23 protein-coding genes and 1 pseudogene are annotated in these 26,286 nt (G+C 59.6%); 13 read left to right on the top strand and 11 right to left on the bottom strand.

Features of this window, described 5'->3' with window-relative positions:
- Positions 1-130: 130 nt before the first annotated feature.
- From GAL01_RS12665 to GAL01_RS12655, 3 genes and pseudogenes are all read right to left on the bottom strand, one after another.
- A pseudogene (locus GAL01_RS12665) lies at positions 131-328 on the bottom strand (IS5/IS1182 family transposase); the annotation flags it as partial.
- Between the two features lie 140 nt (positions 329-468).
- On the bottom strand, positions 469-675 hold the full coding sequence (locus GAL01_RS12660) for a hypothetical protein (RefSeq protein WP_062032238.1): 207 nt from the start codon (positions 673-675) through the stop codon (positions 469-471).
- A 29-nt stretch (positions 676-704) separates the two neighbouring features.
- Complete coding sequence (locus GAL01_RS12655) at positions 705-1,565, bottom strand: DMT family transporter (RefSeq protein WP_062032241.1); 861 nt, start codon at positions 1,563-1,565, stop codon at positions 705-707.
- Positions 1,566-1,700: 135 nt separating this feature from the next.
- Between GAL01_RS12655 and GAL01_RS12650 the strand changes: the two genes are divergently transcribed.
- Entirely contained in the window at positions 1,701-3,110 is a 1,410-nt protein-coding gene (locus GAL01_RS12650) for an aminotransferase-like domain-containing protein (RefSeq protein ID WP_456303482.1), read from the top strand.
- Between the two features lie 17 nt (positions 3,111-3,127).
- Here the strand turns inward: GAL01_RS12650 and GAL01_RS12645 are convergent, their stop codons facing one another.
- A complete protein-coding gene (locus GAL01_RS12645; protein WP_062032249.1) occupies positions 3,128-3,937 on the bottom strand; it encodes a DUF6624 domain-containing protein in 810 nt (269 codons plus the stop codon).
- 464 nt (positions 3,938-4,401) lie between these two features.
- Between GAL01_RS12645 and GAL01_RS12640 the strand changes: the two genes are divergently transcribed.
- Genes GAL01_RS12640 through GAL01_RS12615 form a run of 6 tightly spaced genes read left to right on the top strand, consistent with a single transcriptional unit; the run spans position 4,402 to position 12,414 of the window.
- Positions 4,402-5,433: a hypothetical protein gene (locus GAL01_RS12640; RefSeq protein ID WP_062032253.1), complete on the top strand. Its 1,032-nt coding sequence runs from the start codon at positions 4,402-4,404 to the stop codon at positions 5,431-5,433.
- A gap of 10 nt (positions 5,434-5,443) precedes the next feature.
- On the top strand, positions 5,444-9,217 hold the full coding sequence (locus GAL01_RS12635; RefSeq protein WP_062032257.1) for an AAA domain-containing protein: 3,774 nt from the start codon (positions 5,444-5,446) through the stop codon (positions 9,215-9,217).
- The gene (locus GAL01_RS12630; protein WP_145995643.1) at positions 9,207-10,037 is read left to right on the top strand and encodes a DNA topoisomerase; all 831 of its coding nucleotides are present in this window, start codon (positions 9,207-9,209) and stop codon (positions 10,035-10,037) included. The genes GAL01_RS12635 and GAL01_RS12630 overlap by 11 nt, the downstream gene beginning before the upstream one ends.
- On the top strand, positions 10,034-11,020 hold the full coding sequence (locus tag GAL01_RS12625; protein ID WP_062032264.1) for a hypothetical protein: 987 nt from the start codon (positions 10,034-10,036) through the stop codon (positions 11,018-11,020). The genes GAL01_RS12630 and GAL01_RS12625 overlap by 4 nt, the downstream gene beginning before the upstream one ends.
- Positions 11,017-11,793 carry a hypothetical protein gene (locus GAL01_RS12620; protein ID WP_062032267.1) on the top strand — a complete coding sequence of 259 codons (777 nt, stop codon included), beginning with the start codon at positions 11,017-11,019 and terminating at the stop codon, positions 11,791-11,793. The genes GAL01_RS12625 and GAL01_RS12620 overlap by 4 nt, the downstream gene beginning before the upstream one ends.
- Positions 11,794-11,844: 51 nt before the next feature.
- A complete protein-coding gene (locus GAL01_RS12615; protein ID WP_062032270.1) occupies positions 11,845-12,414 on the top strand; it encodes a hypothetical protein in 570 nt (189 codons plus the stop codon).
- Positions 12,415-12,562: 148 nt separating this feature from the next.
- Here GAL01_RS12615 and GAL01_RS12610 read toward each other — a convergent pair whose 3' ends face one another.
- The 5 genes from GAL01_RS12610 to GAL01_RS12590 form a co-directional block, all read right to left on the bottom strand.
- A complete protein-coding gene (locus tag GAL01_RS12610) occupies positions 12,563-12,769 on the bottom strand; it encodes a hypothetical protein (protein WP_062032275.1) in 207 nt (68 codons plus the stop codon).
- A 107-nt stretch (positions 12,770-12,876) separates the two neighbouring features.
- Positions 12,877-13,545 (bottom strand): LexA family transcriptional regulator, encoded by a 669-nt coding sequence (locus GAL01_RS12605; protein WP_062032279.1) that lies wholly within the window; start codon positions 13,543-13,545, stop codon positions 12,877-12,879.
- A gap of 34 nt (positions 13,546-13,579) precedes the next feature.
- The gene (gene nagB, locus GAL01_RS12600) at positions 13,580-14,347 is read right to left on the bottom strand and encodes a glucosamine-6-phosphate deaminase (RefSeq protein WP_062032283.1); all 768 of its coding nucleotides are present in this window, start codon (positions 14,345-14,347) and stop codon (positions 13,580-13,582) included.
- Positions 14,344-15,453, bottom strand: a complete 1,110-nt coding sequence (nagA, locus tag GAL01_RS12595; RefSeq protein WP_082790792.1) for an N-acetylglucosamine-6-phosphate deacetylase — start codon at positions 15,451-15,453, stop codon at positions 14,344-14,346. Before nagA ends, nagB begins: the two co-directional genes overlap by 4 nt.
- Before the next feature lie 48 nt (positions 15,454-15,501).
- Complete coding sequence (locus GAL01_RS12590; protein WP_062032286.1) at positions 15,502-17,886, bottom strand: TonB-dependent receptor; 2,385 nt, start codon at positions 17,884-17,886, stop codon at positions 15,502-15,504.
- A 311-nt stretch (positions 17,887-18,197) separates the two neighbouring features.
- On the opposite strand from GAL01_RS12590, the gene GAL01_RS12585 reads away from it, so the two are divergent.
- Genes GAL01_RS12585 through GAL01_RS12570 form a run of 4 tightly spaced genes read left to right on the top strand, consistent with a single transcriptional unit; the run spans position 18,198 to position 22,539 of the window.
- Positions 18,198-19,721 (top strand): sodium:solute symporter, encoded by a 1,524-nt coding sequence (locus GAL01_RS12585; protein ID WP_062032290.1) that lies wholly within the window; start codon positions 18,198-18,200, stop codon positions 19,719-19,721.
- A gap of 4 nt (positions 19,722-19,725) precedes the next feature.
- Positions 19,726-20,658, top strand: coding sequence for an N-acetylmuramic acid 6-phosphate etherase (locus GAL01_RS12580; protein ID WP_062032292.1), 933 nt, complete (start codon positions 19,726-19,728; stop codon positions 20,656-20,658).
- A gap of 7 nt (positions 20,659-20,665) precedes the next feature.
- Positions 20,666-21,430, top strand: a complete 765-nt coding sequence (locus GAL01_RS12575) for a GntR family transcriptional regulator (protein ID WP_082780139.1) — start codon at positions 20,666-20,668, stop codon at positions 21,428-21,430.
- Positions 21,430-22,539, top strand: coding sequence for an anhydro-N-acetylmuramic acid kinase (locus GAL01_RS12570; RefSeq protein WP_099253317.1), 1,110 nt, complete (start codon positions 21,430-21,432; stop codon positions 22,537-22,539). Before GAL01_RS12575 ends, GAL01_RS12570 begins: the two co-directional genes overlap by 1 nt.
- A gap of 10 nt (positions 22,540-22,549) precedes the next feature.
- Here the strand turns inward: GAL01_RS12570 and GAL01_RS12565 are convergent, their stop codons facing one another.
- Positions 22,550-23,983: a sugar porter family MFS transporter gene (locus tag GAL01_RS12565; protein WP_062032301.1), complete on the bottom strand. Its 1,434-nt coding sequence runs from the start codon at positions 23,981-23,983 to the stop codon at positions 22,550-22,552.
- A 254-nt stretch (positions 23,984-24,237) separates the two neighbouring features.
- Positions 24,238-24,984: a glucose 1-dehydrogenase gene (locus GAL01_RS12560; protein ID WP_062032304.1), complete on the bottom strand. Its 747-nt coding sequence runs from the start codon at positions 24,982-24,984 to the stop codon at positions 24,238-24,240.
- Positions 24,985-25,129: 145 nt separating this feature from the next.
- Here GAL01_RS12560 and GAL01_RS12555 point away from each other — a divergent pair, with 145 nt between their 5' ends.
- On the top strand, positions 25,130-25,753 hold the full coding sequence (locus tag GAL01_RS12555) for a TetR/AcrR family transcriptional regulator (protein WP_231865410.1): 624 nt from the start codon (positions 25,130-25,132) through the stop codon (positions 25,751-25,753).
- 54 nt (positions 25,754-25,807) lie between these two features.
- On the top strand, positions 25,808-26,269 hold the full coding sequence (locus GAL01_RS12550) for a YbaK/EbsC family protein (RefSeq protein ID WP_062032307.1): 462 nt from the start codon (positions 25,808-25,810) through the stop codon (positions 26,267-26,269).
- The last annotated feature ends 17 nt before the right edge of the window (positions 26,270-26,286 follow it).

The following is a 26,286-nucleotide window of genomic DNA, read 5'->3' as shown; positions in this document are numbered from 1 at the left end:
TTCCATCATAACTCCCTACAAATCGACTGCTGACGCAGATGTCCTCGCGTCATATCAGTCGTTTATCTGCATCCCGATCCTCGAAAGAGGGCCGGGCGATTGCGTGTGTCTTCATTTCGAAACTTCATGACATGATCTCGATGCGATTGCGGCGTTTATATTTTCTCTTGTCGTATTTGACTGTTTGTCCGCGAAATTCCCGTCGTGGAATGCCGGGCTTTATGCCTTTCTCTTTCAGAGCTTCCCTGAACCAGTCGGCGTCATACCCGCGATCTCCCAGCATCCATTGTGCTGCAGGAAGACTGTCCAGCAGGGCAGCGGTACCGGTACTGCCCAGAAAACCGATTGAATCCACGCCATTGCCCGACAGGTGCGTCGTCAGGCGCATGACACCCTCCGTATCCACCACACCATGTTCATTGGCGGGTGTAATGGGGAAAGCGGACAGACCGTGAAAGATCGACATTCTTAGACCTCGTTACCGGACGGAACATTGACGCCCATTGATTTCAGATAGCGTTTGATGTCGTGAGCCTCCTGCCGGGCGCTCTGTTCGTTCTTCACCTCAGCGATCCGGACATAGCCTTCATTATTTGCGCCATATCCGACGTCTGCGGCAACCGCCAGCTTGACGTAAGGTCGAAACAGTTCGCGCCGGGAAGAAGCGTCGGACATGCTTGCCAGTCAGGCGGCTTCGGGCAGATTCAGGAAAAACGCTTGGCACCAGCCACACACAGAACGACGATGAGCGTTGAGACAATCATGGTCCATGCAATTGGTTCATGAAGGAGAAGCGTTGCAAGCAGCAGACCAAAGAAGGGTTGCAGCAACTGAAGCTGCCCGACGCCGGCGATGCCGCCCAGAGCCAGGCCGCGATACCAGAAGATGAAGCCGATCAGCATGCTGAAGACCGAAACGTAGCCAAGGCCGATCCACGAGGAGAGATGAATGTTTCCCCAATGGAGCGGCAGATAAGCAAGGACGATAATTGCCATGAGCGGTAGGGACAGTAGCAGGGACCATGAAATGACCTGCCAGCCCCCAAGACGACGGGAAAGGGTCGCACCTTCCGCGTAGCCCAGGCCACAGACAAGAATTGCCGCAACCATCAGCAGATCGCCTGCAACATTACCGGCCTGACTGCCGTAAAGAGCAAACCCGGCCACAGCCACCGCGCCGATTGTGGAAAACAGCCAGAAGGCAGGTTTGGGGCGTTCACCTCCACGTAGCACGCCAAAAATGGCCGTGGCCAGTGGTAGGATGCCGATGAACACAAGGGAGTGTGCTAACGTAATGTGTTGGAGTGCGAGCGCCGTTAGCAATGGGAAGCCGACGACACAGCCGATAGCGACGAAAACAAGAGGAACAGTTTCCTGCCTTTCCGGGCGGGGCTGACGCAGTGTGAACAGAAAGAGGCCTCCCAGGAGGGCAGCGATGACGGCGCGGGCGCTGGTCAGAAAAATGGGCAAAAAATCAGCGACGGCAACGCGTGTTGCAGGCAGCGAGCCACTGAAGATGATAACGCCCAGAAGGCCGCTGCCCCATCCTTCAGTTGTTCGTTTCATGGAAGATCCTTGGTATTATTAAGGTGTCTGGCCCCCGAATTTATGAAGATGAAATTGTCGGGGCCAGCTACAGCCTGATACAGTTATGAGAAACTGTATGGGTAATAAGACCGATACAATTTTCTGGGAGCAGTAGTGGAACATCAACAGACACGCACCTCTGCTGTTATGGACGCAATCCGCCAGCGTATCGCTAGGCGGGCTCTGGTGCCGGGCGATCGCCTGCCGTCGATCCGACAGTTTGCCAGAACCATGCAGGTTTCACCCTTCACCGTTGTTCAGGCTTACGACCGGCTGGCCGCCGAGGGAGGCATTGTATCGCGTCAGGGGGCGGGTTTTTATGTCACGGGGCGTGACCTTCCTCCGCTATCGCTGGCAGATGCCACCACACCTGCCGCGCGGGCTATTGATCCGTTCTGGGTGTCGCGTCAGTCCCTGGACTCTGATCCGGAAGTCCTTAAGCCGGGATGCGGCTGGCTTCCTGCGGACTGGATGCCCAATGAAGCATTGCGCAGGGCGTTTCGGGCCGTGGCGCGAGGAGACAATACCATCCTGTCAGATTATGGCAGTACCAGAGGCGCACTTCGCCTGCGCCGTCTTCTGACATCCCGGTTTGCTGTAGAGGGGATGGAGATCAGTCCCGATCAGGTTGTGCTGACAGGCTCAGGCACGCAGGCTGTCGATCTGATCTGCCGCCTGCTGTTGCGTCGGGGCGATACGGTGTTGGTGGATGACCCCTGTTATTTCAATTTTCAGGCTCTGTTAAGGGCGCACGAAATCCGGATTGTCGGGGTCCCTTACACTGCCTTCGGGCCGGATATCGAAGCTTTCGAGCAGATCGTCCTGCAGGAAAAGCCGCGCCTCTACATCACCAACTCGGCGCTCCATAATCCAACTGGGGCGACCCTGTCTCCTCCGACGGCTTTCCGTTTGCTGAGCGCTGCTACTGCATTGGGTCTTCTGATCGTCGAAGATGATATTTTTGCAGATTTTGAAACAGCGCCATCGCCCCGTTTGGCGGTGATGGACGGGCTGGAGCATGTCATCCGGATCGGCAGCTTTTCAAAGACGCTGTCTGCCTCGGTAAGATGTGGCTACATCGCCGCCCGGAAGGAACTGATTGAAGGCTTGGTTGATTTACAGGTAGCCACCAGCTTTGGTGGCCCAAGTCCGGTGATCACCGAAGTGATTGCGGACGTTCTGGAAGGCGGAAGCTATCGCAAGCATATGCTGGAAATCCAGCGGCGATTGGAAAAATCTCGTAAAACGGTCACGCACAGGCTGGGTTCGCTCGGCATATCGCCATGGACAGTCCCGAAAGCAGGCTTTTATTTATGGTGCCGATTACCAGACGGACAGGATTCAACGGACATCGCACTCAGAAGCATGGCTGATAAAATTATCCATGCTCCAGGCAACGTCTTCAGTGTAAGCCAGTCTGCTGCGTCTTTCATGCGGTTCAATGTCACACAATGTGAGGATGAAAGAATTTTTCGTTCTCTCGGAGCTATTCTTGCCAAGACAATACCGTGCAGCTCGATGTGAAATGAACGCAATGTGGCTTAACAGCCTTTGGGAAAACTCTTCCGGAAATGTTCGATATAGGCCGCTTCAGATGGAAGGCCCATCTCAGAGCGTCTGGCATCGAGAGTATCTGCATTGTCGCCGCCCTGATCCATTGAATATGGAGTGAGCTTATGATTGCTACAGGAGAGCTGCGATCCGTAATGCTGTTTTCCTGTCGTCGCAAGCATGACGCGGTCGCTCAGCAGGGCGTAGTTCGGTTTGGAGAACTGGTCTGATTTCGCCAATGGCTCAAGCTGCCGAAGGGCCATGACTTGAAACGCCGGATCATCATCGGCGTGTTGAACCAGCAGCCACATCAGCCCTGCGGATTTTTGGCCAGCCTTGAGTGCGGGAGACCATCCCTGTGTTTCCAGAATATGACGTGCCCAGTGACTGTTGGTCCAGTCCACGTCAACTCCCGCCAGAATGCTCCGCATTCGCAGGGCGGATCGGGTTGTCGGATCAAGGCCCGAAACATCGTTCAGCGCCGCTCCCATCATGATGAACCGCCACATCTGGTCTGGGACGGTGTGCAGCGTAAGCTGTTCTTCAAACGTATCCTTTTCGGGATCACTGTTCAGACTTCTGACTGCCAGACTGACGGCTGACTGGTAGGTCTGGAAATAGGGCAGGCTCCGGGTCAATGCATCCTGAAAGATCTTCCAGCTTCTGAAGTCATCTGTTTCGTCGGATGCAAATACAATCTGGGTGCACAGATGATCCTGATAGCCCCTCTCATCGTCGAGTTTGGCGTTGATGCCGAGTTTTTCCAGCTCCGAGCTTTCTGTATGGGCGGCATCCTTCATGCAGGATGTGCCGTAGGTCTGAAGTGTTTTCCAGTCTGTAATCTGTTGTGATGTCGCTCCTGGAAAAGCGCCTCGCAAAAACGCGTAATCACCAGCGCTGAAGTTACCGTTGTGGATATATGCTGAGAGAAAGGGCGGCGGTGCCGCCGCAGTCAAAAGCATTGAGAAAGTCCCAAGAGCAAGAAAGCGGCATAGCATGCGACACTGAGTCATTGTGGTATCTTTCTGGCGCTTAAACGTGCGTCACGATGATTTAATTCTGCGCCCGAATCAACAACGTTTCTCATCCCGGATGTGGGATTCCAAGTGAAAAATTCCAACTCTACATAATCGTATTTTGTGAGCATACGTCATCGTACCTCACTTTTCTGGTCGAGACTTGGAATGTAGCGAAAACGGATTGACCATCCCTCTTCGCAGACTATCATGGCCTCGATGGAAATTCTGTTTTCGGGGGAGCAGGTGTGCCTGAGACGATAAAGGCGCGGGGACGGCTTTACTTCGGACGGAAGGGCAATAATTCCTACTGTCGTTTCAGCGGGCTGACCGAGGATGACAGTCAGGAGGTCACGGCATTCGCGGATGAAGACGCTGTGCGGGCCTGGTTCGTTGGTGAAGAAACGGACGAATGCAAGGTGATTCTTGTCCGTCGTCCCAATGGCTGGAAGCTGGAGGGCCCGCATATATTGCATGCCTTTGAGGATATAGAGGCAGTTGCCACGGGCACCTGTTCCGAGCCCGATCCGGTGACGGGTCTTCCCGAATGGATCGAGATCGCTTTTACGGCGGCTTCCGGCGTACGGCAGATTGTTCGCCTCTGGTCTTCGGTGATGCATAAAGCCGGAGTTGCGGAAATTGGCGAAGGCTGCGTCGTACGCGGCACTTTTTCAAAAAATTCGAAAGGCTGGTGGGAGGTCTCTGATCTTTCTGTGCCAGGCCTGGCGGGCGCATTCCCTGAAGACGAAGATATCAGTGGCGTGCTCGCTTCAGACTGGAACAGGGCGGCCTGGACTGCGCCCAAAATCGTGTTCCGCTCCCCTCACACCAGCCTGTCAGTCATAAAGGAAGTTCCTTCGGCGCTGGCCAATTTTGCCGGCTGGACACGTATGGAGCGCGGCACAGAAATTACCTGCAAGCTGATGTGGCGCGAAGGGGGTGCCATCGCACGCAAACATGAGCGCTGGACGGTCTCCGAACTGTGCGCGCCCATCCGCAATACCGTGTTTTCGCGTCTGAAGAACGCGCCGGAGAGCGATATTTTCGAGGTGTCCGGCCTGATCCTCGAACCGGAGCGTGAGGAGAGCATCCTGGTGCACTTCAGTGACAGCAAGATCGGTGGCGACATGATCCTCAGCGGATCGCTCCAGAAATGGCCTCTCAAAGCCCTTTCAGCGGCGGTGCGCGCGGAATTGGTGCCGGGGCGCCGTGTCGTCATGGATATCGCCCTTCGAGCACCGCAGGCCTATGCCGGACGCCTGCACCGGATTGAACTGTAAGGAGCCGGTCATGGATGCGCTGACCCTCACCCGCTATCTGGCCGGGGCACTCGATTTCTTCAACATGGACGATCTTGTCCTGAACAATGATCCGCTGGCCACTCTTGACGAGGCTCAGTGCGCGTCAGGCCGGGTGGGCGGGTCGGGCGGCGGAAAAGTGGACAAGGCCGTGTTTGTGCTCTGCCTTGTCCGGTCGGGATACAAGACGCGCCGCTTCGCACTTGCCGCCTGTGCGTGCTCGATCGACGAAGAACGGTGTCTTGTTCCTGTTCCGGGTGAAACACCGTTTTTCAATCATCGTTTCTTCGAGGATTCACAGCAGGACTCTGCCTTCTCGATCGGAGAGTCGAGCACCGATGTGGAGTTCCGTGGAACATATCCCCCTCCACTGGCGGCGGAATGGCCGCCTCTGTGGACATGGATGGCCTCACTCCTGTGCGCGGTGACGGAAACCCGGACATTTGCAGAAGCGGAAGCGGAGCTTGGCCGTCGGGCGGAAGAGGCGGTCGCCTACGGAAAAAAATCAGAAGCCTCCTATTCCCTGTGCGGGCTGATCTATGAGGCAACGTCGGAAAAAGGGGCAACGATCAATACCCGCGCGCTGGGCGCATCCCTGCTCGAAGGCTGGGATTATGCCCGCATTGGCGAAACGGCGCTCGCAGCGTTCGAGAGTGACGAAGGTCTTCGCTCCACCCGGCATCAGTGGGGCACGGACGGCATTTGTGGCCACATGGACGAGCGGTCGGGTCGGGGGCGCGTACAGTTCCCCCTTGATGCCAGTCAGAGGAGCGCCGTACGTCATCTGGGTGCTCTCGCCCCAGGCGAGGCGCAGGCCGTTAACGGGCCACCCGGCACCGGCAAGACTTCGATGCTCAAGGCCGCTATTGCGTCACGCTGGGTACAGGCCGCCATCCGGGGAGAGGACTGTCCGGTTACGGTGGCGTGCGGCGCGACCAACCAGTCCGTAACCAACGTCATCCGTGCTTTCGGGGACGTGCATGCCGAAGAACATGCTCAGTTTGTGTTGGGGAAACGCTGGATTCCTTCTCTCGTCTCTTATGGCAGTTTCTTTCCATCCAAAAGCTATCTGGACAAGAAGCCGGAGACCGCAAACCTGTTTCAGGTGATCCGGGAAGACAGGGAAGGTGCGCTGTATGAGTTCGTAGGGCGCAAACCCGTTTTCAGCGCAGCAGACAGGGACGCGCGCGAGTCAGACTATCTTGATTTCTTCCGTGAGATATTTCCACAGAAGAATTGCACGACCACGCTTGACGATGCGATCGCCACGTTGCGGGAGCGGGTGATCGACTGGGGCGAGATGTTTCCTGCGCTGCTGGCCCGTCATCTGCATGCGGGCGACGGAGCGTCGGCTTTTGGGAACAGGGAGGCACTGCGCGCCCGGCTGAATCCGTTTGGCCTCGTCTATAATGAAGCCGCAGCGCAGGCGGTTGATGACCTTCTGGAACTTCTGTTCGCGCCCCACAGCGCGGATGCGCAAGCACTCGTGGCCGGGGCCATGGAAGACGGGCAGGACGGACGGGCGGCCCGTCAGATGGTGCTGGAAAAGGCGCTCGACTGCAGCCTGCGTCCGCTCGCATTCCATGCCGCCGCGCGCTACTGGGAAGGGCGTTTCATCGCAAGCCTTGGAACGCGCCTGTTCTCCCGTTCCGAGCGCAATGTGACAGAAGGGTTGCGGCGGCTGTGCATGATCACGCCCTGTCTCGTCACCACCCTGAACATGGCTCCGAAGCTGGCGAGGCTGGAGGCGCTGGATCCGGACATGCCGCGTCGTTACGCGTTCGGGGTCATCGACATGCTGATCATCGACGAGGGGGGACAGGCGCTGCCGGAGATCGGTATTCCGGTTCTTGCTCTGGCCAAGCGCGCCGCCGCCGTCGGAGACCGGCTGCAGCTTGCGCCGATCTGGACGCTCGATACGGTGCGCGACGTAGCCCTTTTCGGGCGATGTGGCCTGTCCGACAGAATTGACCGCTTCATGGACGCGGGCGTTTCAGCATCGTGCGGGAGTGTTCTGGCGGCTGTGCGCGGTGTGGCGCGATACAACGAGGTTATGGATCGGGGAATTACGCTCCGCTATCATTACAGATGCCACCCTGACATCATCGAATACTGCAATATTCTCTGTTACGGTGGGACGCTGATCGCGAAAACGTCGCGTAAGGTTCTCACCGCGACAGAAGCCGGAAAAACATTTCCTGCGATGTCGTGGGTGGATTGCGGTACGGAGGCCAAGAAACAGAGCGGCTCCTGGGTCAACGAGGAGGAAGCACGGCAGATCGCCTCCTGGATCGTGACGAACTGGCCTGCCCTGAAGGAGGCGACGGGCAAGACGGCGCTGAAGGAGACGATTGCCGTTGTCACGCCGTTCAAACCGCAGGTCGAGCGGATTTATGCCGCCCTGAAGGAGAGAATGGACCCCGAGGAGGCCGAGGCCGCCGGCCTCGACGATATGATCATCGGCACGGTTCACTCTCTTCAGGGGGCGGAATGTCCGGTCGTGATCTTCTCTTCCGTCTTTTCAGGGCAGGGCAGCCGGCTGCCGTTCTTCGACAAGGGAACGGAACTGCTGAATGTCGCTGTCTCCCGTGCGAAATCCTGTTTCCTGTGCTTCGGCGAGGATGCGCGTTTCGGCTTTACACGGCCCGAACCACTTCCGTCCGATCTTCGTGAACTCCGCGACCCTCCCTCCCGTCTTCTCGGGCGGCATATGGCCAATATCGGGGCAAAGCGGCTGTTTCCGAATGTCCTCGTGATTGTGGAGGCACCCGGAAAGGTCGAGAGCATCAGTCATTATCTGGGGCTTGATTACCAGGTTCTGGCCACGGGAGGTGCGGTTGCCGAACTCGGGCTGGATCATGCGAGCCTGTCCTATGCCGATGGACTGGTCCCCCATCATCAGCTTTCAGCGACGGGACAGGATGCGATTGCACGGATTTGCCTCATGGCGAAGGGGATGGAGCGCATCGTTATTGCGACTGACGCCGATCTGATGGGGGAAGAAATCGCCTGGCATGTCGAAACCGCCATTGGGCAGTGTTTGCCGGAATGGGCCGGGCGTATTGAACGTGTGCGGCTGGGCGCTATCACCCGTGAAAGCATTTCTGAAGCCTTTGGAGCAAACAAAGAGCCACAGAGGCTCGATCAGTCGGTTGTTGCGGCCGCGTTACTGAGAGAAGTGATCGACATTCTCGTCGCACGCCGTCTGGGTCATGTTCTGGCGGTGGGCCGGGAAGAGCTGCCCGAAGACGAATCGGGCAATACGCCCGAAGATCTTGCGGCGCGTGCGGATGCTGCGGGGCTGCTTGCACAGCCGCCCGCCAAAGGAGCGCGAAATGTGGGCATGGGGCGCGTGCAGGCCGGGGTTCTGGCTCTGATGCTGCGGCATCTGCGCGGAGAATTGCAGACCGATGGCCTGTGGGACGTGGGCGTGACAGTGACGGCTGGTCAGGGCAGACGAAACGCAGGTGACAGCAGGGAACACCCCTGGGCCATCACGGGACGGCTCATGCGCCAGGGCGGCATTGCCCTGTTCGAGGAGGCGGTGGCGCGGGACATGGCGCAGTGTCTTCAGAAAGCGTCCGGACATCTGCGCGAAACGGTAACGCAGCGCGTGGAAATGGGCCCTGCTCCTGCGGCGGGGACAGCCTTCCTTCTCGCCGAAGCATGGCGCCGTCGTGGAATAGCCCCGCGTGAGGCAATGGCATGTCTTCAGAGGCTGTATGAGGGCGGTGCCGGAGTGAAGGGGAATACCCGTGACCGATAACAACAGCGCGCACCCTCCCATAACGCCCACGGACCCCGAAATGACGCCCGCCCGGGTGTCCGGTCGCCTGAGTCCGGAGGAATTCGCTCTTTACGAAATTGCCTATCGTGCCATGCGCGCAGCGCAGGCTCCCATGCCTGTCGTGGAACTGGGCGAAGCGACCTATACGGTCGATGACGTCTCCCCGGCGGACAGAATGCCCTGCGCGGAACAGGGTCTCTGCGAGGTTCTGGTCACCACGGCGTCCGTCCTGTCCGATGGTTGGTGGGAAGAACTCCCTGATGCAAAAGAGAGCTTTCTGTCAGCAATGACGGCACCCGATACGGACGCAGGCCTGCGGGACGCGGCGGCGCATCCGGACGTCCGGTTCGTTGCTACGCCCCGGCTGCGTCGTGCGGAGCCCTGGACACTCGATGAATTGCTGCTGGCCATGGCTGGGAATGGCGTGGGACGGCCCTCCACGTTTCACGGCGTGCTGGAACTGATGGCGGAAAAGCGCCTGCTCGTCTGGGATCGGGAAACCCGGCAGATCTGTCTGACACAGGCCGGTCTGGATGCCGCGCTGACGCTGGAGGAGGAGGCGCCGGACATCAGCAGTATCGAGTTCGTCGCCTGTCTGGAGCAGCTTGTCGATCAGGTCTCCACAGGAAACCTGCCACCCCACGAGGCCCTGCGGACGGTGGTAGCGCTCCTTGAAGGAGAAACATTCGCACGTCGCGTTGAGACAAAACTGTGGCAGAACGTGGACGATGTCCTCGCGGCCCAGGATACGGAAGAGCCGGGTGGCCTTCTGACCATGCCGGGAATGGGCAGAGCATGAGCGCACGCCGCGCCGCAGGTGGACGACCGGCGCCGCTCCTCAGCTATCCCCGTACGGCGGCGGAAGCGGCCACCTGCATTGATCAGTTGATTGTTGCGGTCAACAGCCTGACATCGCCCGCTACCGAGAATGCCCTGTTCGAGGCGCAGCGGCTGCTTTCGACCTGTGGCTTTCCAGCAGGTTCGCAGGAAGCGGAAGCCGCGTTTAATCTCCTGAGCGCGGAGCAGCATGCAACGGTGGCCAGACTGGCCAAAAGACTGTGGACCGCGCAGGCCGCAGCCATCACACCCGGAAGCCGTGTGTCACCGGGACATGTGATGTGGGTGATGGTGCTGGGCGGGGCGCACTGGGAAATCGGCACGCCGTGGGACGAGGCCGCGGCCCGCAGACTTCTGTCCGATCCAAACCCGAGCAATACGGAGCTGGAAGCGTACGGCACAAGGGGCGCATTGTGGAAACTGAGCGCCCTGTTGCAGCAGGACGTCACGACCCTGCAGACGAAATTTCTTGGCCAGTCGCGCGACGAGATCGTAGAAACGCAGGCCAGTACCACAAACAACACCACAGGTGGCACCACAATCCTGCAATATCTTGGCAGCGGGTCCAATACACCCAACATCGTGCATTTCGTCGAAGGTGTGAACTTCGCGATCGTTCTGGAATCCAAGGCTAATACGAGCGCTTACAAGGATCGTTCCGTCGTCCTGATCGACGGGACCCGTACGGGACATGGGCGTGTTCGTCAGGATGACCCGAAGATGATCGCGACCATTTCGTCCTGCATGATCCATAACAAGTCCAGAGATCCCCAACGCGCCCAGGCGAAGCGGGACATCGGCCACAGGCTGCGTGACCTGTGCCGGAAGGGGCGCGTCGGCTATCTCTGCGTCCGGAGCAATACGCGGCGCAATGAGCCGCCGCAGGTGGAACACCGGAAGTTCTTCAATCGTTTTCTCTTTCAGGAAACGGAGAATGTTCAATGACCCTTCCCGGAACTCCGCTGCCCGACCTGCGCGCCTATCCCCATCTGGAGGCAGAGGAGGTTGCAGCCCTCGTCGCGGAAAGCGGGGCGAGGGAGGAACTGCTGAAGGTTCAGGATCTCTGGCGCGCCAAACATCTGCGGGACGTCAACGCAATGGCGATCTATACGATGCTGATGGATACCGACGATCTCATCGGGGCGGCATATGCTTCGGGAGATATCGCCGGTTTTCAGGCTCTGCTCGCACGCAGGATATCGTGGTTCAGTCTGCCGCTGGAACGATGCGCACTCGTTCAGCCACCGCTTGCTCTGGACATGCAGCTCGCCTCGCTCGCTCTCGGGGATACGGAAACGGCGCGGAGATGGGCGATGGAAGCGGTCGAGAAAGGAGATGCGGAAACTGATGATGGTGAGGCAATAAAGATCCTGTCCCAGGCTTTTGCGGCTGCCGTCGGGCGTCGATATGCCGAGCTTCTGAGGCTTTGCAGCCAGTTGGAGCAGCTTTGGGCAGGTCGGCGGACCGGGCAGTTCATGGGAAAAACCGCAATCACAATCGCGCGCGCCTTGCTCGCGGTGCAGAACAGGGATGCGGAGGCTCTGGGGGTGGCGCTCGATTTTCGTCAGAAGTTCCTTGTGGGCTGGTGGACGAAGTATGCCGCTGTCGATCGGGCCGCCGCGCTGTTCGACGTGACCGGACAGGCGATCCTGGCGCTTGCCGCCCGCGAAGGTCTGGCCTGTCGCGGGAATGTTTTTTCCGATCCGGCGTTTCTCTGAGCGGTTTTCCCGGTCCGTTGGAATTTTCAGTTTTGTAGGGAAGGGGAAGAGATGGGCTTTGCAGTAACGGCATGGCGATGCGACGATGAGCTGGCAGGTCTGTTGCGCGATGGCTTTGATGAAGACCGCGCCCTGCATTTCACAGACCGCATCGACGTTTTCCCTGAATGTGAGGCAGACATCAGCCGTTCGCGGATGCTGACGGCCTTCCGCCTGCATCGCGGGAGAAGCCAGCACAAGCCCACTCCCCAGGAGACCGCCGACATCGTCCGGGTCATGAGCGCAGTCATCCCGCAATGGGGCGGAACGCCCCTCGGTCGCGTCGTGCACAACACTCTGGCGGGGGAGGCGTTCAGGGCATTTCTTGCGGCGCTGGGCGAGCGTAACGAGCATTTGTCGGATCTGGAACGGATTCTATACGATCCGATGATTGTAGCCGGCTGGCGCGGCTATCCCTCCGTGGGCCATCTTGGGCGTGAGCAGGTCGCAGTGATGCATAAGGCCCTTCTACTGTTGAAAAACATGAAGGATGAAGACGAGATCAGTTGGATTTTCGAATTACGACGCATCTTCGTAGAAGGGGACTGGCAGTGCTGTGGTCTTGCCACTGTCTATGAATGAGAGGGTCTAAAGCATTTTCCCTCTCCGGGCGGATTATCGAGGCACTGCAACCCTATACAGACGCGCAGATGGCCGCAGCCCGTCCGGCGCAATCAAGCAGGCCGTAGGGAGGAATGTTGTGGGCGTAACCACATTTCTGCCTGAAAAATCAATGGGGCCTGCTGTTTGCCACGGAGCCAGACATCGTTTCCAGCTGTTTCGTCAGCCTTTCGAGACCCAGAGCCGAAATATTCAAATCAACCAGAAAATCGAACCACTCGTTATTCGTCATTCCGTAGTTGTTGACCTTCCCTCCATTCTCGCTGAGGAGGGTGTATGCTTTCCGGATCGCTGAAATATTGCTTTGTGCCACCATGACTAAATCCTCCAGCCCCACTGCGGGACACGGAAGATTTGTAATTTACGCTTACATTTTAGTCAAGCAAAAATGTAAGCAATGACTGATTATGTAAGTGATTCTGCTTACAACCGTCGGGAAAACCACACAACGCGGCCAAGAATCTGGCACCTGTGGGCTTCCACTTCGTAGGGTTTGAAGCGCTCGTTTTCAGACTTCACCTGAAACGTAGGCGTCTCGGCGCCATGGACGAGCTCAACCCATTTGCAGACCACGCCGTCCCCGTCGAAGAGAACAAAAATCCCCTCCATCGCAACGTTCTTCTTCCGCATATCCACCAGAACCGTGTCCCCACTTCTGAGAAGCGGCTCCATGGACTGGCCTTCGATTTCCACAACACACAGATCGGATGCGGACGCCCTCAACTCCCGCTGCACAAAGCCGGATTCAAAGAAACGCGGTGGTCCGAACGCATGGTCGTCAATGATTCCGCCGCCTCCAGCGCCAGCCCTGACGTCCAGTGAGCGCACGGGAACATAATCGACCGGCTCGTCTGAACCCGCATCATCAATCAGGTTCGCCGGCAGGTCGGGCAGCTTGACCTTGACGCCTTCCTTCTCGGCAATTTTTTCCGACAGATAATCAATGACTTTCTGCTCATGCTCGCGATTGGGACGCTTGCCCGTCTTCCACTGACTCACGGCCTGACTGGTGATGCCAAACCTCTTTGCGAGATCAATATTGCGGACAGCGCCAATTTTAATGGCGTGCTGGAAGAGCTCTTGGAAAGTCATTCTTACGTTATAGCGTTAAATTCACTTACAATCACTATAAGTTTTCAGGGCTGTTTGGTAAGTGACCATTCTGCCGCCAGATCCGGGCCGCTGCCGCATCCAGAATGACTGTTACGTCGTCATGAAGCCGGATGGCCGTGGCACTGACGGCCTCGCTGATCGGACCGTTCAGCGCCTCGTCAACGATCGCCGCCTTGCCGTCGCCAACGGCGACCAGCAGAAGATGGCGCGCTTCCAGGATCGTCCCCACCCCCATCGTCAGGGCGCGTTCCGGCACGCGCTCCGGGTCGTCGCCGAACATGCCGCTGTTTTGCCGCCGCGTCACGTCGTCCAGATGGACAACCCTTGTCCGGCTGTCGAACGCGGAGGGCGGTTCGTTGAAACCGATATGTCCCGTCTCGCCAATGCCCAGAAGCTGCAACCCGAGGCCACCGGCCGCGCAAATGGCCGCTTCATAACGCGCGCATTCCGCATCCAGATCCCTGGCCGAGCCGTCCGGCACATGCCCCTGACCGGCAGGCATATTCACATGGGAAAACAGATGCTCCTGCATGTAATGGCTGTAGGAGTTCGGGTCCGTGGGCAGCAGGCCGACATATTCGTCCAGATTGAACGACGTCGTGCCGGAAAAATCCAGCGTCCCCGCGTCATGCTGCTGCACCAGAATCCGATAGATGCTTTCCATCGTGCGGCCCGTCGCCAGCCCCAGAACGGGCGCCTGAGACCCGCGGATTTCCTCCGCGATCATGTCCGCCGCGCGCTGAAACGCCTGATCGGGCCTGTCCGTGACGATAATTTTCATACCCTGCGCTCTCCATTGACCCAGACTTCGCTGACCTGAAACCTGTCATCAAGAACCGTGAAATCTGCCAGAAGATCCGGCGCAATGGCCCCCCGGTCATGCAGCCCCAGATAGGCGGCGGCATTCGTACTGACCAGACGCGCCGCTTTCGGGAGCGACATTCCGGCGTCGAGGGCATTTCGCAATGCCTGATCCAGCGTCAGCACGCTCCCTGCGAGCGTCCCGTCCGGCAGACGGACCACACCGTCGTGGATCATCACGTCCTGCCCGCCAAGCTGGCTCGGACCATCGGCCTCGCCCGTGCCGCGCATGGCATCCGTAACGAACAGCAGCCGCTGTCCCATCATGCGCTCCGCCAGCCGGAAACTGGCGGGATGAACGTGATGCGTATCAAAGATCATCTCTCCATAAGCCACGTCGCTGCACATCAGCGCCGTCACCGGGCCGGGACGCCGCCCTTCAATGGCCGACATGGCATTGAACAGATGCGTCCCCCCCACGGTTCCACCTGCGGCACAGACCAGACAGATCGCCCGCTCGGCGCCTTCGAAATCCGTGGTGGTATGCCCCAGACTGACCCTGACACCCGCCTGCGCAAAAGCCTTCATGGCCGTCGGTGCGTGTTCAAGCTCCGGCGCGATGGTCACGACACGCACACACCCCGTCGCAACGGCTTCCGCCACACGTTCAGCGGTCGGCTCGATATTGAACGGCGGTTGGGCCCCCAGCTTGTGTGGGCTGACGAACGGCCCTTCCAGATGCGCGCCATGAATGCGCGGCCCATCCTCTACGCCCCGGCGCGAGACTTCCGCCACCGCCCGCAGGGCCGCCATAACGTCCGGCCAGGGCGCGGTGATCGTGGTGGGCAGGATCGTCGTGGTTCCATGGCCCAGATGGAAGCGCGAGAGCGTCTCGATGGCCGCAACCCCGTCCATCGTATCGGCACCCCCGCCGCCATGGACGTGACCGTCAATGAACCCTGGCAGGATATAGCGCTCTGCCACCCCGGACCGAGGCACGATCCCGCGGATATGGCTGTCAAAATCCACCCGCCCCGGGACTACGCGGTCACGCAGGACAATCCTGCCCTCAAGATGCATCATCATCGCTCCTGATTCCAAACCCAGGCGCAGGGTATCCGGTCATGCCCATCCTCAGAAACCGGCCGTCACGGAGACCACGCCCGCAAACCCGCCACCGACATAATAAAGCGGCGTCTGGGCAGCAATGTTCGTCCCATACACGCCTTTGGTGGCCTTGGCATTCCCCACAAGGCTTGACGCGCCGGACAGATACCCGCTGTTGCCGAGATTGATGAGGTTCAGCTGGATCTGGGGGTGCTTTACGAACCGGGAGTTTTTCATGCGATAGCCAAGGGTGACATTCCCCGTGAAATAGGACGGAATTTTCTGGTCATTCATGAAGGTGGCGTATTGCGGTCCCACATAATTCAGGTTGAAATTCCCGAAAATCGAACCGTTGTCATAAGCGAGCCCGATCGCCCCGCTGAAGGTCGGCGTATTGACGGCGGTCTTGCCCTTTGTCGGCAGCAGATCGCCGCCAGATGCCAGATTGTTGTCGATCGTGGCGTGCAGATACTGGCCCGACAGATAAGGGCTGAAATGGTGCCAGGGACGCAGGCCAAGCTCCAGTTCCGCACCGCGTGACGTCTGGCCACCCGCATTGATGGAGGCCGTTGTCGCCACACCGTTGAGATAGACGGTGGAACTGAGCTGGCGGTTCGTCAGATTATAGTTGAACAAGGCAGCGGAAATGTTGACCAGACCCGTATGGCGATACCCGATCTCCTCGCCAATCGAATATTCCGGAGAAAGATTGCTGGCACGACTATGCGCGATCTTGCCGGTGGAAGTGCTGAAATAATCGGCCATCGTCAGAATGGAGGAGGGCGCCCTGAAGCCTGTCGAGCCATTGATATAGATCTGGTCGTGAGGCGTAATGCGATAGCTCGCGGCAAACTGCGGAAGCGGTTCCGCATAATTGACTGTCGATTTGTAATTCGCCCCCGGGATGAGCTGGGTCGACATGCGCGAGACCATGGCTTCCTTGAAGCCGGCCTCGATGGTCAGACGGTCGTTCAGCGCCTTGAACGTGTCGTTGATGAACAGGGCGTTGGTCTGCTGGACAAAATTGATGTTGTAGCGGGACAGCGGAATACCGGCCTGCGTCATGATGGGGTAACGGCCGGTCATGGAAGCGATGTTCCCGTTTCCATCCGCTTCCGCATAATAGGAATGTTCCTGCTGGGTGTAGTAAGAATACCAGTATCCGAAGGACAGCGTATTGTGCTGCGTCTTCCAGTGGATGGCACTGTTCAGACCTGAATTCCGTTCAGTAAACGTATCAATTGCCGCCCCGATGACGGATGACCCGCTCTGGGAGACCTGAAGCGGACCGGTATTCTGGTTGCCAACATAGCTGTAACCCGTCGGCAGCGTGGTGCCGCCATCTCCATAGCCCCAGAAATAATCATAATAAGGCGTGATGTCGGCCGTCAGAGAGTGGCTGAGGTTCAGATGAACCGGCGCCCCCAGAATCAGTGAATTGCGCTGGTTTTCCTGGAATTTGTAATAGGATGCGCCCCCGCTTTTGAAATCGGCCGCATAATTGGCTTTCGTCCCCAGAGCGTTCCACTGCGCCATCGAGGGCGTCTTCAGATAATATCCCGTTGGACTGTTATAGGAGAGGATGAACGAGGCGCGGTTTCCCTCTCCCCATTCCTTCAGGGCCTTGCCATCCACATGATACCGCGTGGTCCGGCCCGATCCGCGCCAGTTATCGGCCCCTTCATAGGAAAAGGATACGAAACTGCGGATGCCACTATGGCCAATATCGCCACTGTCGATCCGGGCGAATTCCCGGTTGAGCGCATAGGAACCGTAAGCAAGATTGAGCAGACCCCCGGCCTTGTGGGACGGATCGCGCAGAGTCTCGCTCAACTGACCCCCCACGGCATTATAGAGCGGGGCTGAAATATCGGCCGATCCCTGCGAGAGCGACAGGCTCTGGATATTTTCATTGTCAGCGGTCGTTCCGGTGAAAATGAAGAAATTGAGCGGATCGGCCGCAGGAATCCCTTCATAGGTATAGCCTAGCTCGAACTGGTTCAGACCCCGTACGGACAGGCTGACCTGCTGATCGCTAGTGCCCAGAGGGTCTCCGCTTCCCGTCACAACACCCGGAAGGCTGGCGATCATGGTGGTGGGATTGCTGGTCGGGCTCTGCTTTGCGATGTAATCGCGGGTCAGACCACTGCGCGATTTCGGGGCCGTCTGGGGCGGCATCATGCCCCCACCCGGTGTGGCACCCGTCACCCCTGTCGCGCTTTGCAGGTCGGAATGAACGGTAATCTGCTCGGGGTCGGAATGAACAGCCGCCGCTGCCGGAGCCGGCTTTGCGGGCTTTTGCGATTTCGAAGACAGGGCTTTCCGGGGCTGCGTGCTGGCCGCACTGGCAGATGTCGCAGCAAGGGCAATCAACGAGACAGAAACAAGGAAAGACCTACTGAGGTTCTGCATTGCCGTTTCTCCCTGACCTGTCCCCGGAAAATTCCGCGCGAAGGACGGCCGAACTGTTCATGTCATGTACCGGTCGGCACCATTTCTAAGTCCAATCTAATACCGAAAACAAACCTCGTTCAACCTATTTCGAAAACGAATCGTAAAAACGGCCGCTCTGAAACTTTCCAAGAGTCTTGCGGGATCTCTTTTCGCCCGAATGAGCAACCTGCCCATAACGCTCCGCCCACTTGGCAGGCTGATCCGCAAAACCCGGTATTGATCTGGTATTATATTTCTCCTATATCGAAACGAACAAGGGGACATGCTTCATGCGCTTTGCCGACATCGCCGTAATCTGCGCATATTTCGTTTTGCTCCCCCTCGTGGCGATCACGGTATCGCGGCGCGGAAAAACATCCGGCGATTTCCTGTCCGCATCGCACGATCTTCCCTGGTGGGCGATCTGCCTTTCGCTCGTGGCGACAGAAACCTCGACACTGACCTTCATCAGCATTCCCGGCATTGGCTATACGACGGGAATGGTCTTTCTCGGCCTTGCCGGGGGATATCTGATCGGCCGGCTGATCGTGGCGATCTGGTTTCTGCCGCTCTACGCCCAGGGCCAGATCAGGAGTGCGTATCAGTATCTGGGCGAGCGTTTCGGTCCGGGACTGCAATGTGCTGCCTCTGGCGCTTTTCTCGTCACGCGGCTTCTGGCCGAAGGGGTCCGCCTCTCCGCAGGGCTCCTGCCGCTGACATGGATGCTGGAACACAATGGAATATCCATAAACCATCTGGCTGTTCTGGGTCTCATCATGGCCTTTACGCTGGCCTACACGGTTCTGGGCGGCCTGCGGGCGGTTGTGTGGTCCGACACCATACAGCTCTGCATTTATCTCTTCGGCGCGGCCGCATGCGCCGGTCTGCTGATGCACGGTCTCCCATCCGATGGCTGGACACAGGCATGGGCGGCCGGGAAAATGGCCCCGTTCCACGCCCTGCATGTCAGCACGCTGCTGTCCGACCCTTTCACACCCCTCGCGGCCCTGGTCGGAGGCGCCATTCTTTCGGTCGCGTCCCACGGCTCGGATCAACTCATGGTCCAGCGTCTGCTGGCGGCCAGAACCCTCCGGGATGCCCGCTACGCGCTCGTTGGCAGTGCCTTTGTGGTGGCGTTTCTGTTCGGGCTGCTGTCCCTTGTCGGCGTGCAGCTCTGGATCACGCATCACGGCCAGTCCCTGACAGAACTCGGATTGCACTCGCCCGACGAACTGTTCCCAAGTTACATCGTCTCAGGATTACCCGCCGGACTGGGCGGCCTGCTGCTCGCAGGCGTTTTGAGCGCCACGATGGGCTCCCTGTCTTCCACCCTCAATGCCATGGCCGGCGCGTCCCTGACGGATTTCGGGCCTCTGCCGGAACGTCTCCTCAGACGCTGGGGACGTTTCTGCGGATTCCGGGAAAGCCCGCTGTTTGCCCCCCGTCTTACGACGCTGCTGTGGAGCATCGCGCTCGTTCTGGTTGCCCTCTGGTTTGCACAGGGCGAGCAGTCCGCCGTGATTCTGGGCCTGACGATCGCAGGGTGGTCCTATGGCCCGACTCTCGGGGCTTTCCTCTTTGGCATGTTGTACCCTGATGCCCGGCCGCGGGATGCCCTGACGGGTTTTCTGGTCTCGCTGGCGGCCATGGCAGCCATCATGAAGTTCCTCCAGTATTCCGGCTATCACATCGCTTTTCCTTGGCTCGTTCCTCTGGGTATCGCAGGAATGCTGATGGCGGCCCGTTTTTCCATGCTGTTGACAGGCGCGCGCCGAGAGAACCGCCAGTCGGCTTATGACGCCCGAAAGGATTGAGGCCATGAGTGCCAAGAACACGCCCCTCACGTCTTCAGTTGCGCCGGGCGGGACCGAGCAGCAGGACCCGCGCTATGGTGACATCGACCTGTGGCCGGTGACATCGGTTCTGGACTCTCTGGCGGAAGCCCAGATGACCGCAACCGCCGTCGCCCGCGCCGCGGTTCCGCAGATGAACGATGTCGTCACAGCTGCTCTCCCGCGTCTGCGGGCCGGAGGGCGGCTGTTTTATGTGGGCGCCGGAACGTCCGGCCGCGTAGGGCTTCAGGATGGCGTGGAACTCACACCCACCTTCGGCTGGCCGTCCGAACGCCTCATCCTGATGCTGGCGGGAGGCACCACGGCCCTGTTCGAAGCCGTGGAAGGCGCCGAGGACCGCGAAGAGACCGCAAGCCGGGAAATCCTGTCTCACAACCCCGGCCCGAATGACGTGGTGTTCGGCATCGCGGCCAGTGGCGCCACGCCCTATACCTGCGCCGCCATTGCGGCCGCGCGAAACGCAGGCGCCCTGACCGTCGGAATCAGTTGCAACGGGGAGGGCCGTCTGCTCAGGGAAGCGGAACTGGGCATTGCCATCGTCACGGGCGCGGAAGTCATTGCAGGCTCCACCCGGCTCAAGGCAGGCACAGCCCAGAAAGCCGTCCTGAACATGCTGTCCACAACCCTGATGATCAAACTCGGACATGGCTATTGCGGCCAGATGGTGGATATGCGCGTCGTCAATGCCAAACTCGAAAAGCGTGCCGCCCGCATGGTGCAGGATCTGGCCGGAGGTACCCCGGAAGAAATCGAGGCCGCCCTGCAGGCCAGCAGCCAGAACGTCAAACGCGCCATTCTCATCCGCTCCGGACTGACGCTGGAAGACGCGGAAACCGCCCTGACCCAATACGCAGGCGATCTGCGCGCCGTCATGGCCGCACAAGCGGACCGGGACTGAGGTTTTTATGGACGTGAAGCCCACGGAAAACATTTTTGCTGCCCTCACGCCAGATGAGACCGACCGCAAACCCCTGTATCTGCAACTGGCTGAACGCCTGCGCGAACTCATCAACGGGGGCACCCTGCGCGGCGGCGATGCCGTCCCGCCGGAGCGTGAACTGGCCGCGCTGACAGGCGTCTCCCGTGTGACGGTCCGCAAATCGCTTGAACAGCTGGTGACGGCTGGCCTCCTGACCCAGCGCCCCGGCGCAGGAACATTCGTCTCCCGCAGGATCCAGCAGCCGCTTTCGGTCCTGATGGGGTTTTCTGACGACATGCGGGCCCGCGGCTACGAACCGGCATCAATCTGGCTGGACAAGCGCGCCGCAGGCGCCAGCCCGGACGAAGCCATGGCGCTGGGCATCGCTCCGGCCGCCCCGGTCCTGCGCCTGAAACGGATCCGGACCGCGGACGGCGAGCCCATGGCCATCGAAACAGCCGTCATCTCACGTCGGGATCTGGCCTCTCCGGAACTGGTCGGGGAATCGTTTTACGCGGCCCTGAAAGCGCACGGCCTGTTGCCCGTCAGGGCACTTCAGCGGATCCGGGCGCGCATGGCCACACTCCACGAAGCCGAACTGCTCCATATCAGCCACCCCACGGCCATTCTTGAAATCGAACGGCGCTCCTTCCTTCCTGACGGGCGCGTCCTTGAGGTCACATTCTCCTGCTATCGCGCCGACCTCTATGATTTCGTCGTGGAACTGCAAACCTCCGAGGAGCACGACTGATGCGATGCCTGACCGCAATAGGCCTGATGAGCGGCACATCGCTGGATGGCGTGGACGCAGCCCTCGTCCGGACGGACGGTGAGAAGATTGTCTCGCATGGCCCCGGCCTCAGCCTGACATATTCGCCGGAACTGCGCGCCCGCGCCCGCGATCTGCTGTCGCGCGCCACAACGCTGAGCCCCGAAGATCCGGAACTGCGCAGTGTGGAGCGGGACCTCACCCTGCGTCACATCGAGGCCGTCCAGATCCTGCGCCAGAAGACAGACACCGTCGATCTGATCGGCTTTCATGGACAGACCATCCTGCACGCCCCCGAACGCCGCCTGACCTGGCAGATCGGCGACGCCGCCCTGCTGTCGCGTGAAACCGGCCTTCCGGTCATTCATGATTTTCGCAGCGCAGATGTCGCCGCCGGTGGGGAAGGGGCCCCTCTGGCGCCGTGGTATCACGCCGCCCTGCTGCGGGAGCATGAAGGCCCGGTTGCGATCCTCAATATTGGCGGGGTTGCGAATGTGACGCTGGTGGAGGCGGACGGAAGCATCCATGCCTGCGATACCGGCCCGGGAAACGCCCTGCTGGATGACTGGGCCTTTCTCCATACCGGCACCGCCTGCGATGTGGACGGCGCACTGGCCCGCTCGGGATCGGTTCACGAAGACATTCTTGAGCCTCTGCTGGCAGATCCCTATTTTTCCCGACCGGCCCCCAAATCGCTGGACCGCCTGACCTTCCAGCGCGCCATGACTGCGGTCAGTGCGCTGTCACCGCAGGACGGTGCCGCAACGCTTGTCGCCTTTACGGTCGAGGCCATCCGGCGCACACCGCTGCCACGCCCTCCGGCAGCCTGGTATGTGTGCGGAGGCGGTCGCCACAACCCGGCCCTCATGGAAGAGCTTGAGCGCGCTTTGCCGGCGCCCGTGATGCCGGTCGAAAAACTCGGCTGGAATGGCGATGATCTGGAGGCGGAATGTTTCGGATTTCTGGCCGTACGGGCCCTGCGAAAACTGCCACTCTCCGCCCCGACCATCACCGGCGCCCCCTCCTGCCTGACCGGCGGACGCCTGACATGCAGCGGCCTGGTCCCTCCGGCCTTGTGGTCAGAGGGGTAGGCCGCATCCGTCATGGGCTGCTTGGAAGTGTTGCAGGGCTGACGTTTCCGGAGTCATCCGGGGAGAGATGATCTTTGAGATGCGTCTCCAGCTTCTCCAGCGACAAGCCCTTCGTTTCCGGAAGAAACCGCGCCACGAAACAGAGGGAGAGGACGTTGATCGTCGCGAAGACAAAAAACGTGCCCGGTCCGATCGCATGCAGGAAAACGGGGAAAAGAAAGGTGACTGTAGCGTTAAAGATCCACTGCGATGAGACTGACAGACCCGTCAGAACCCCACGGGCGCGCATTGGAAAAAGCTCGGACATCAGCAGCCAGTACAGCGGAGAAACCATCATCTGGATGAAGAGCAGGGCCAGAAGGATGAAACCCAGAGCCGCATAGCTTTCCACAGCCGTTCCCTTGAGAAACAGCAGCGTTGCTCCAAGCCCCAGATGCGCCAGAACCACACCGCACAGCCCACCCAGAAGCGTGACGCGTCGCGGGAAACGCCCGATCATCCAGATCCCCGCAAAGGTCGCCCCCACGGCAACAAGACCATCGCCAATCGTCGCGATCAGCGCCGCCTCGGTTCCAAGCCCCGTCTGGCGCAGGATGATGGGCGTAAAATACATGAAAGCATTGACGCCGGTGAACTGGGCCGTAAATCCAAGCCCCACCCCCAGCATCAGCAGACGCCGGATCCAGACTTCCCCGAATGCCTGACGCCAGCCAATCTGTTCCGCATCGTCGTCCACGGCCGTGTAGATCGCCCGCATCTCGTGACGGACCTGACGGTCGGTGGAGCGGATGAGTTCCAGCACATGCTTCGCTTCGTCCGTCCGGCCCTGACTCGCCAGCCAGCGCGGAGAGCGCGGAACGAAAAACAGCCCCACCCCCAGAAGGATGGCCGGAACCGCGGCAATCATCAGCATGGTGCGCCAGATGGACGGTGATTCCGAAAAATGCGCCAGTCCGGCATTGAGCGTGTAGGCGACGAGCTGTCCCGTCACGATCATCATTTCGTTCTGGCTGACCAGCCGTCCCCTGCGTCCGGAGGGCGCCATTTCGGAAATGAACATCGGTACAAGCGCGGACGCCCCGCCCACGGCAAAACCCAGCACGGCCCGCATGGCAACCATCACCGCAACGGACGGTGCCTGCGCAGTGCCGATCGCCCCGATGACGAACACGACCGACAGCGCCATCAGACTGTCCCGTCGTCCGAACCGATCCGCCATCATCCCGCAGATCAGCGAGCCGAAAGCCGCCCCCAGAACCAGCGCGGATGTCACCAGTCCTTCCGTCAGAGGCGTAAGCCCCAGCCCGCCCTTCGCGACCGGAAGCTGCATGAACGGCAGCGCTCCGGCAATGACGCCCGTGTCATATCCGAAGGCCAGCGCTCCCATCGTGACGACCACCACGATTTTCGTGATCAGCCTGTCCGCCTCGCTGCGTTGTCTCATCCCTCTTGCGGCAGTCCTTCGACTGCGTTCCCTGAAAAAACAGTGCACCCCACTGCGCACCGGGTTCTGCAACCTGAGCGGTAAACATCCCGCTTGTGCTTCGGGTTCCGTCGTTTCCAAGGAATAGTTTCCAGTTCTGTGTGTATAAAAACCGGAAGGATAAATAATTCTCTGTCGCCAGCAGGTCTCGTACGGCAGGGTAGGCAAGCAAAAAAAAATGACCCGGCAGAACTCTGCCGGGTCAATATCGGACCTTACCGCAGCCCGCCGGACGCGATGAGTGTCTCGCCAGTCAGCCAGCGGGCTTCGTCGGAGGCAAGGAACACGGCAAGCGGGGCAATGTCCTGCACCTGGCCACTGCGTCCTAGGGGAGTCTGTGAAACAATAAACTGTTCCGCCTCAGAACCAACGACATTGGCCGCTTTGGTTCCTTCCGTTTCGACCAGACCCGGATTGATGGCATTGACCCGGATATTTCGTGGGCCGAGTTCGCGCGCAAGGGAGCCGGTTATGGCATCCACCGCACCCTTCGTTCCCGTATAGACGGCCAGATCGGGCGGCGTAATGCGCGAGACGACAGAACTGATGTTGATGACGCTTCCGCCATCCCCCAGATGCTTCACCGCGGCCTGCGTGGTCAGGAGCGTGCCCAGAACGTTGATATTGAAAAGCCGGTGGAAATGCTCTTCGGTGATCTGGTCGATCGACGCAAATTCGTAAACACCGGAATTGTTCACAAGAATATCCAGCCTGCCGAACTGGCTGATTGCCGTCTCCACAATCGCCTGCGCATCCGCCTTGCGCGAGACATCGCCCTGCACGGAAACCGCCTTTCCACCGTTGCCCGTAATGGCGGCAACAACGGCGTCCGCCCCGGATTTGCTGGATGCGTAATTGACGACGACCGCCGCGCCTTCTGCGGCGAGCGCCTTGGCGATACCCGCGCCAATGCCCTTGGATGCGCCGGTCACGATTGCCACTTTTCCGGAAAGTCTGCTCATGGAGATGTGCCTGTCTGTAAGGGCTGGAACGCCTGCGCGCTTCACATGCCCGGTTTGTCGAAACCAGAGGATTTAAATGTGGAGTGATCGCTCCAACATAAGGCATATGAGGCTTGGATTTCCGGTTTCAAGGATTTATGGAGCGATGACACCAAAAAAAGAACCCGGCGAGCGGCGGGGGCGGGGCCGCCCTCAGTCCTTTGACCGTCAGAAAGCCCTGTGCGCCGCCATGCGCCTGTTCTGGGACCGTGGCTATGAAGGCACGAGCTTCGACGACCTGATCGCGGCCATGCAGATCAGCGCCTCCAGCTTCTACAACGCCTTCGGCAGCAAGGAGGCGCTGTATCACGAGGTGATCGAGACCTATCTGAGCGTTGCAGGCGGCTGGTTCCTCTCCATTCTGCGTGAAGACGCCGATACGCGCACGGTTTTTCGGGATTTGACGACCGCCGCCGCTGTGGAATTCACGCGCCCCGACCGGCCGGCAGGCTGCATGATTTCGGTCGCGGCGACGCAGTGCTCGCCGCACCAGACCCGCCTGCGCGACCTTCTCGCCAGTCAGCGGACCCAGGCCGAAGACGCCATGGCCAGCCGTCTGCGAAAAGGGCAGGACGTGGGAGACCTGCCAGCCGATACCGATATCGAAGCTCTGGCGGCCTTCTACGGCTCCCTGCTGCGTGGCATGGCGGTTCAGGCCCGTGACGGCGCTTCCCGGGAGCGTCTGCTCGAAATCGCCCGGATCGGCATGCAGGCCTGGCCCGTGACGTGAAATCCGCCTGAAACCGGATTACAAACGGTCTTCCCGCATCATGAGGAGCAAGAGATGAGCCGCAGTTCCGTGCAGGCGTTTTTTGAGGCAAACGCACCCGATATCCAGCCCGTCGTACTGGAAGACAGCACCGCGACGGTGGCGGAAGCCGCTCAGACCCTCGGAGTGCAGGAAGGACAGATTGCCAAGACGCTGGCGCTGAAAGTGGGCGAGGAACGGATTCTGGTCGTCATGGCCGGGACGGGACGTCTGGATAACCGCAAGACGAAAGACACGTTCGGAAACCGGCCGCGTATGCTGCCCGCGGACGAGGTGCTGCAACTGACAAGCCATCCGGTCGGGGGCGTCTGTCCTTTTGGCCTGCCGCAGCCGGTCCGCGTGTTCTGCGACATCTCCCTGCGGGCCTTCGATAACGTCTGGCCCGCCGCAGGCGACAGGAACAGTTCCGTCTGCCTGACACCGGACCGTCTGGCGGAACTCGTCAGCGCGGAATGGGTCGATGTCACCCAGACATAAGAACGCTTCTTATCAGC

The sequence above is a fragment of the Gluconobacter albidus genome, assembly GCF_002723915.1.
In the GTDB taxonomy this organism is placed as follows: Bacteria; Pseudomonadota; Alphaproteobacteria; order Acetobacterales; family Acetobacteraceae; genus Gluconobacter; species Gluconobacter albidus.
Note: the sequence above shows the minus strand (reverse complement) of the source record. Positions and strands in the feature narration are given on the sequence as shown.

Coding starts and splice junctions, on each gene's coding strand:
- GAL01_RS12565 (WP_062032301.1), bottom strand. CDS start 23,983: ATGAGACAACGCAGCGAGGCGGACAGGCTGATCACGAAAATCGTGGTG.
- GAL01_RS12620 (WP_062032267.1), top strand. CDS start 11,017: ATGACCCTTCCCGGAACTCCGCTGCCCGACCTGCGCGCCTATCCCCAT.
- nagA (WP_082790792.1), bottom strand. CDS start 15,453: ATGATGATGCATCTTGAGGGCAGGATTGTCCTGCGTGACCGCGTAGTC.
- nagB (WP_062032283.1), bottom strand. CDS start 14,347: ATGAAAATTATCGTCACGGACAGGCCCGATCAGGCGTTTCAGCGCGCG.
- GAL01_RS12635 (WP_062032257.1), top strand. CDS start 5,444: ATGGATGCGCTGACCCTCACCCGCTATCTGGCCGGGGCACTCGATTTC.
- GAL01_RS12590 (WP_062032286.1), bottom strand. CDS start 17,886: ATGCAGAACCTCAGTAGGTCTTTCCTTGTTTCTGTCTCGTTGATTGCC.
- GAL01_RS12585 (WP_062032290.1), top strand. CDS start 18,198: ATGCGCTTTGCCGACATCGCCGTAATCTGCGCATATTTCGTTTTGCTC.
- GAL01_RS12570 (WP_099253317.1), top strand. CDS start 21,430: ATGCGATGCCTGACCGCAATAGGCCTGATGAGCGGCACATCGCTGGAT.
- GAL01_RS12645 (WP_062032249.1), bottom strand. CDS start 3,937: ATGAAGGATGCCGCCCATACAGAAAGCTCGGAGCTGGAAAAACTCGGC.
- GAL01_RS12580 (WP_062032292.1), top strand. CDS start 19,726: ATGAGTGCCAAGAACACGCCCCTCACGTCTTCAGTTGCGCCGGGCGGG.
- GAL01_RS12560 (WP_062032304.1), bottom strand. CDS start 24,984: ATGAGCAGACTTTCCGGAAAAGTGGCAATCGTGACCGGCGCATCCAAG.
- GAL01_RS12660 (WP_062032238.1), bottom strand. CDS start 675: ATGTCCGACGCTTCTTCCCGGCGCGAACTGTTTCGACCTTACGTCAAG.
- GAL01_RS12550 (WP_062032307.1), top strand. CDS start 25,808: ATGAGCCGCAGTTCCGTGCAGGCGTTTTTTGAGGCAAACGCACCCGAT.
- GAL01_RS12625 (WP_062032264.1), top strand. CDS start 10,034: ATGAGCGCACGCCGCGCCGCAGGTGGACGACCGGCGCCGCTCCTCAGC.
- GAL01_RS12615 (WP_062032270.1), top strand. CDS start 11,845: ATGGGCTTTGCAGTAACGGCATGGCGATGCGACGATGAGCTGGCAGGT.
- GAL01_RS12605 (WP_062032279.1), bottom strand. CDS start 13,545: ATGACTTTCCAAGAGCTCTTCCAGCACGCCATTAAAATTGGCGCTGTC.
- GAL01_RS12610 (WP_062032275.1), bottom strand. CDS start 12,769: ATGGTGGCACAAAGCAATATTTCAGCGATCCGGAAAGCATACACCCTC.
- GAL01_RS12575 (WP_082780139.1), top strand. CDS start 20,666: ATGGACGTGAAGCCCACGGAAAACATTTTTGCTGCCCTCACGCCAGAT.
- GAL01_RS12655 (WP_062032241.1), bottom strand. CDS start 1,565: ATGAAACGAACAACTGAAGGATGGGGCAGCGGCCTTCTGGGCGTTATC.
- GAL01_RS12555 (WP_231865410.1), top strand. CDS start 25,130: ATGACACCAAAAAAAGAACCCGGCGAGCGGCGGGGGCGGGGCCGCCCT.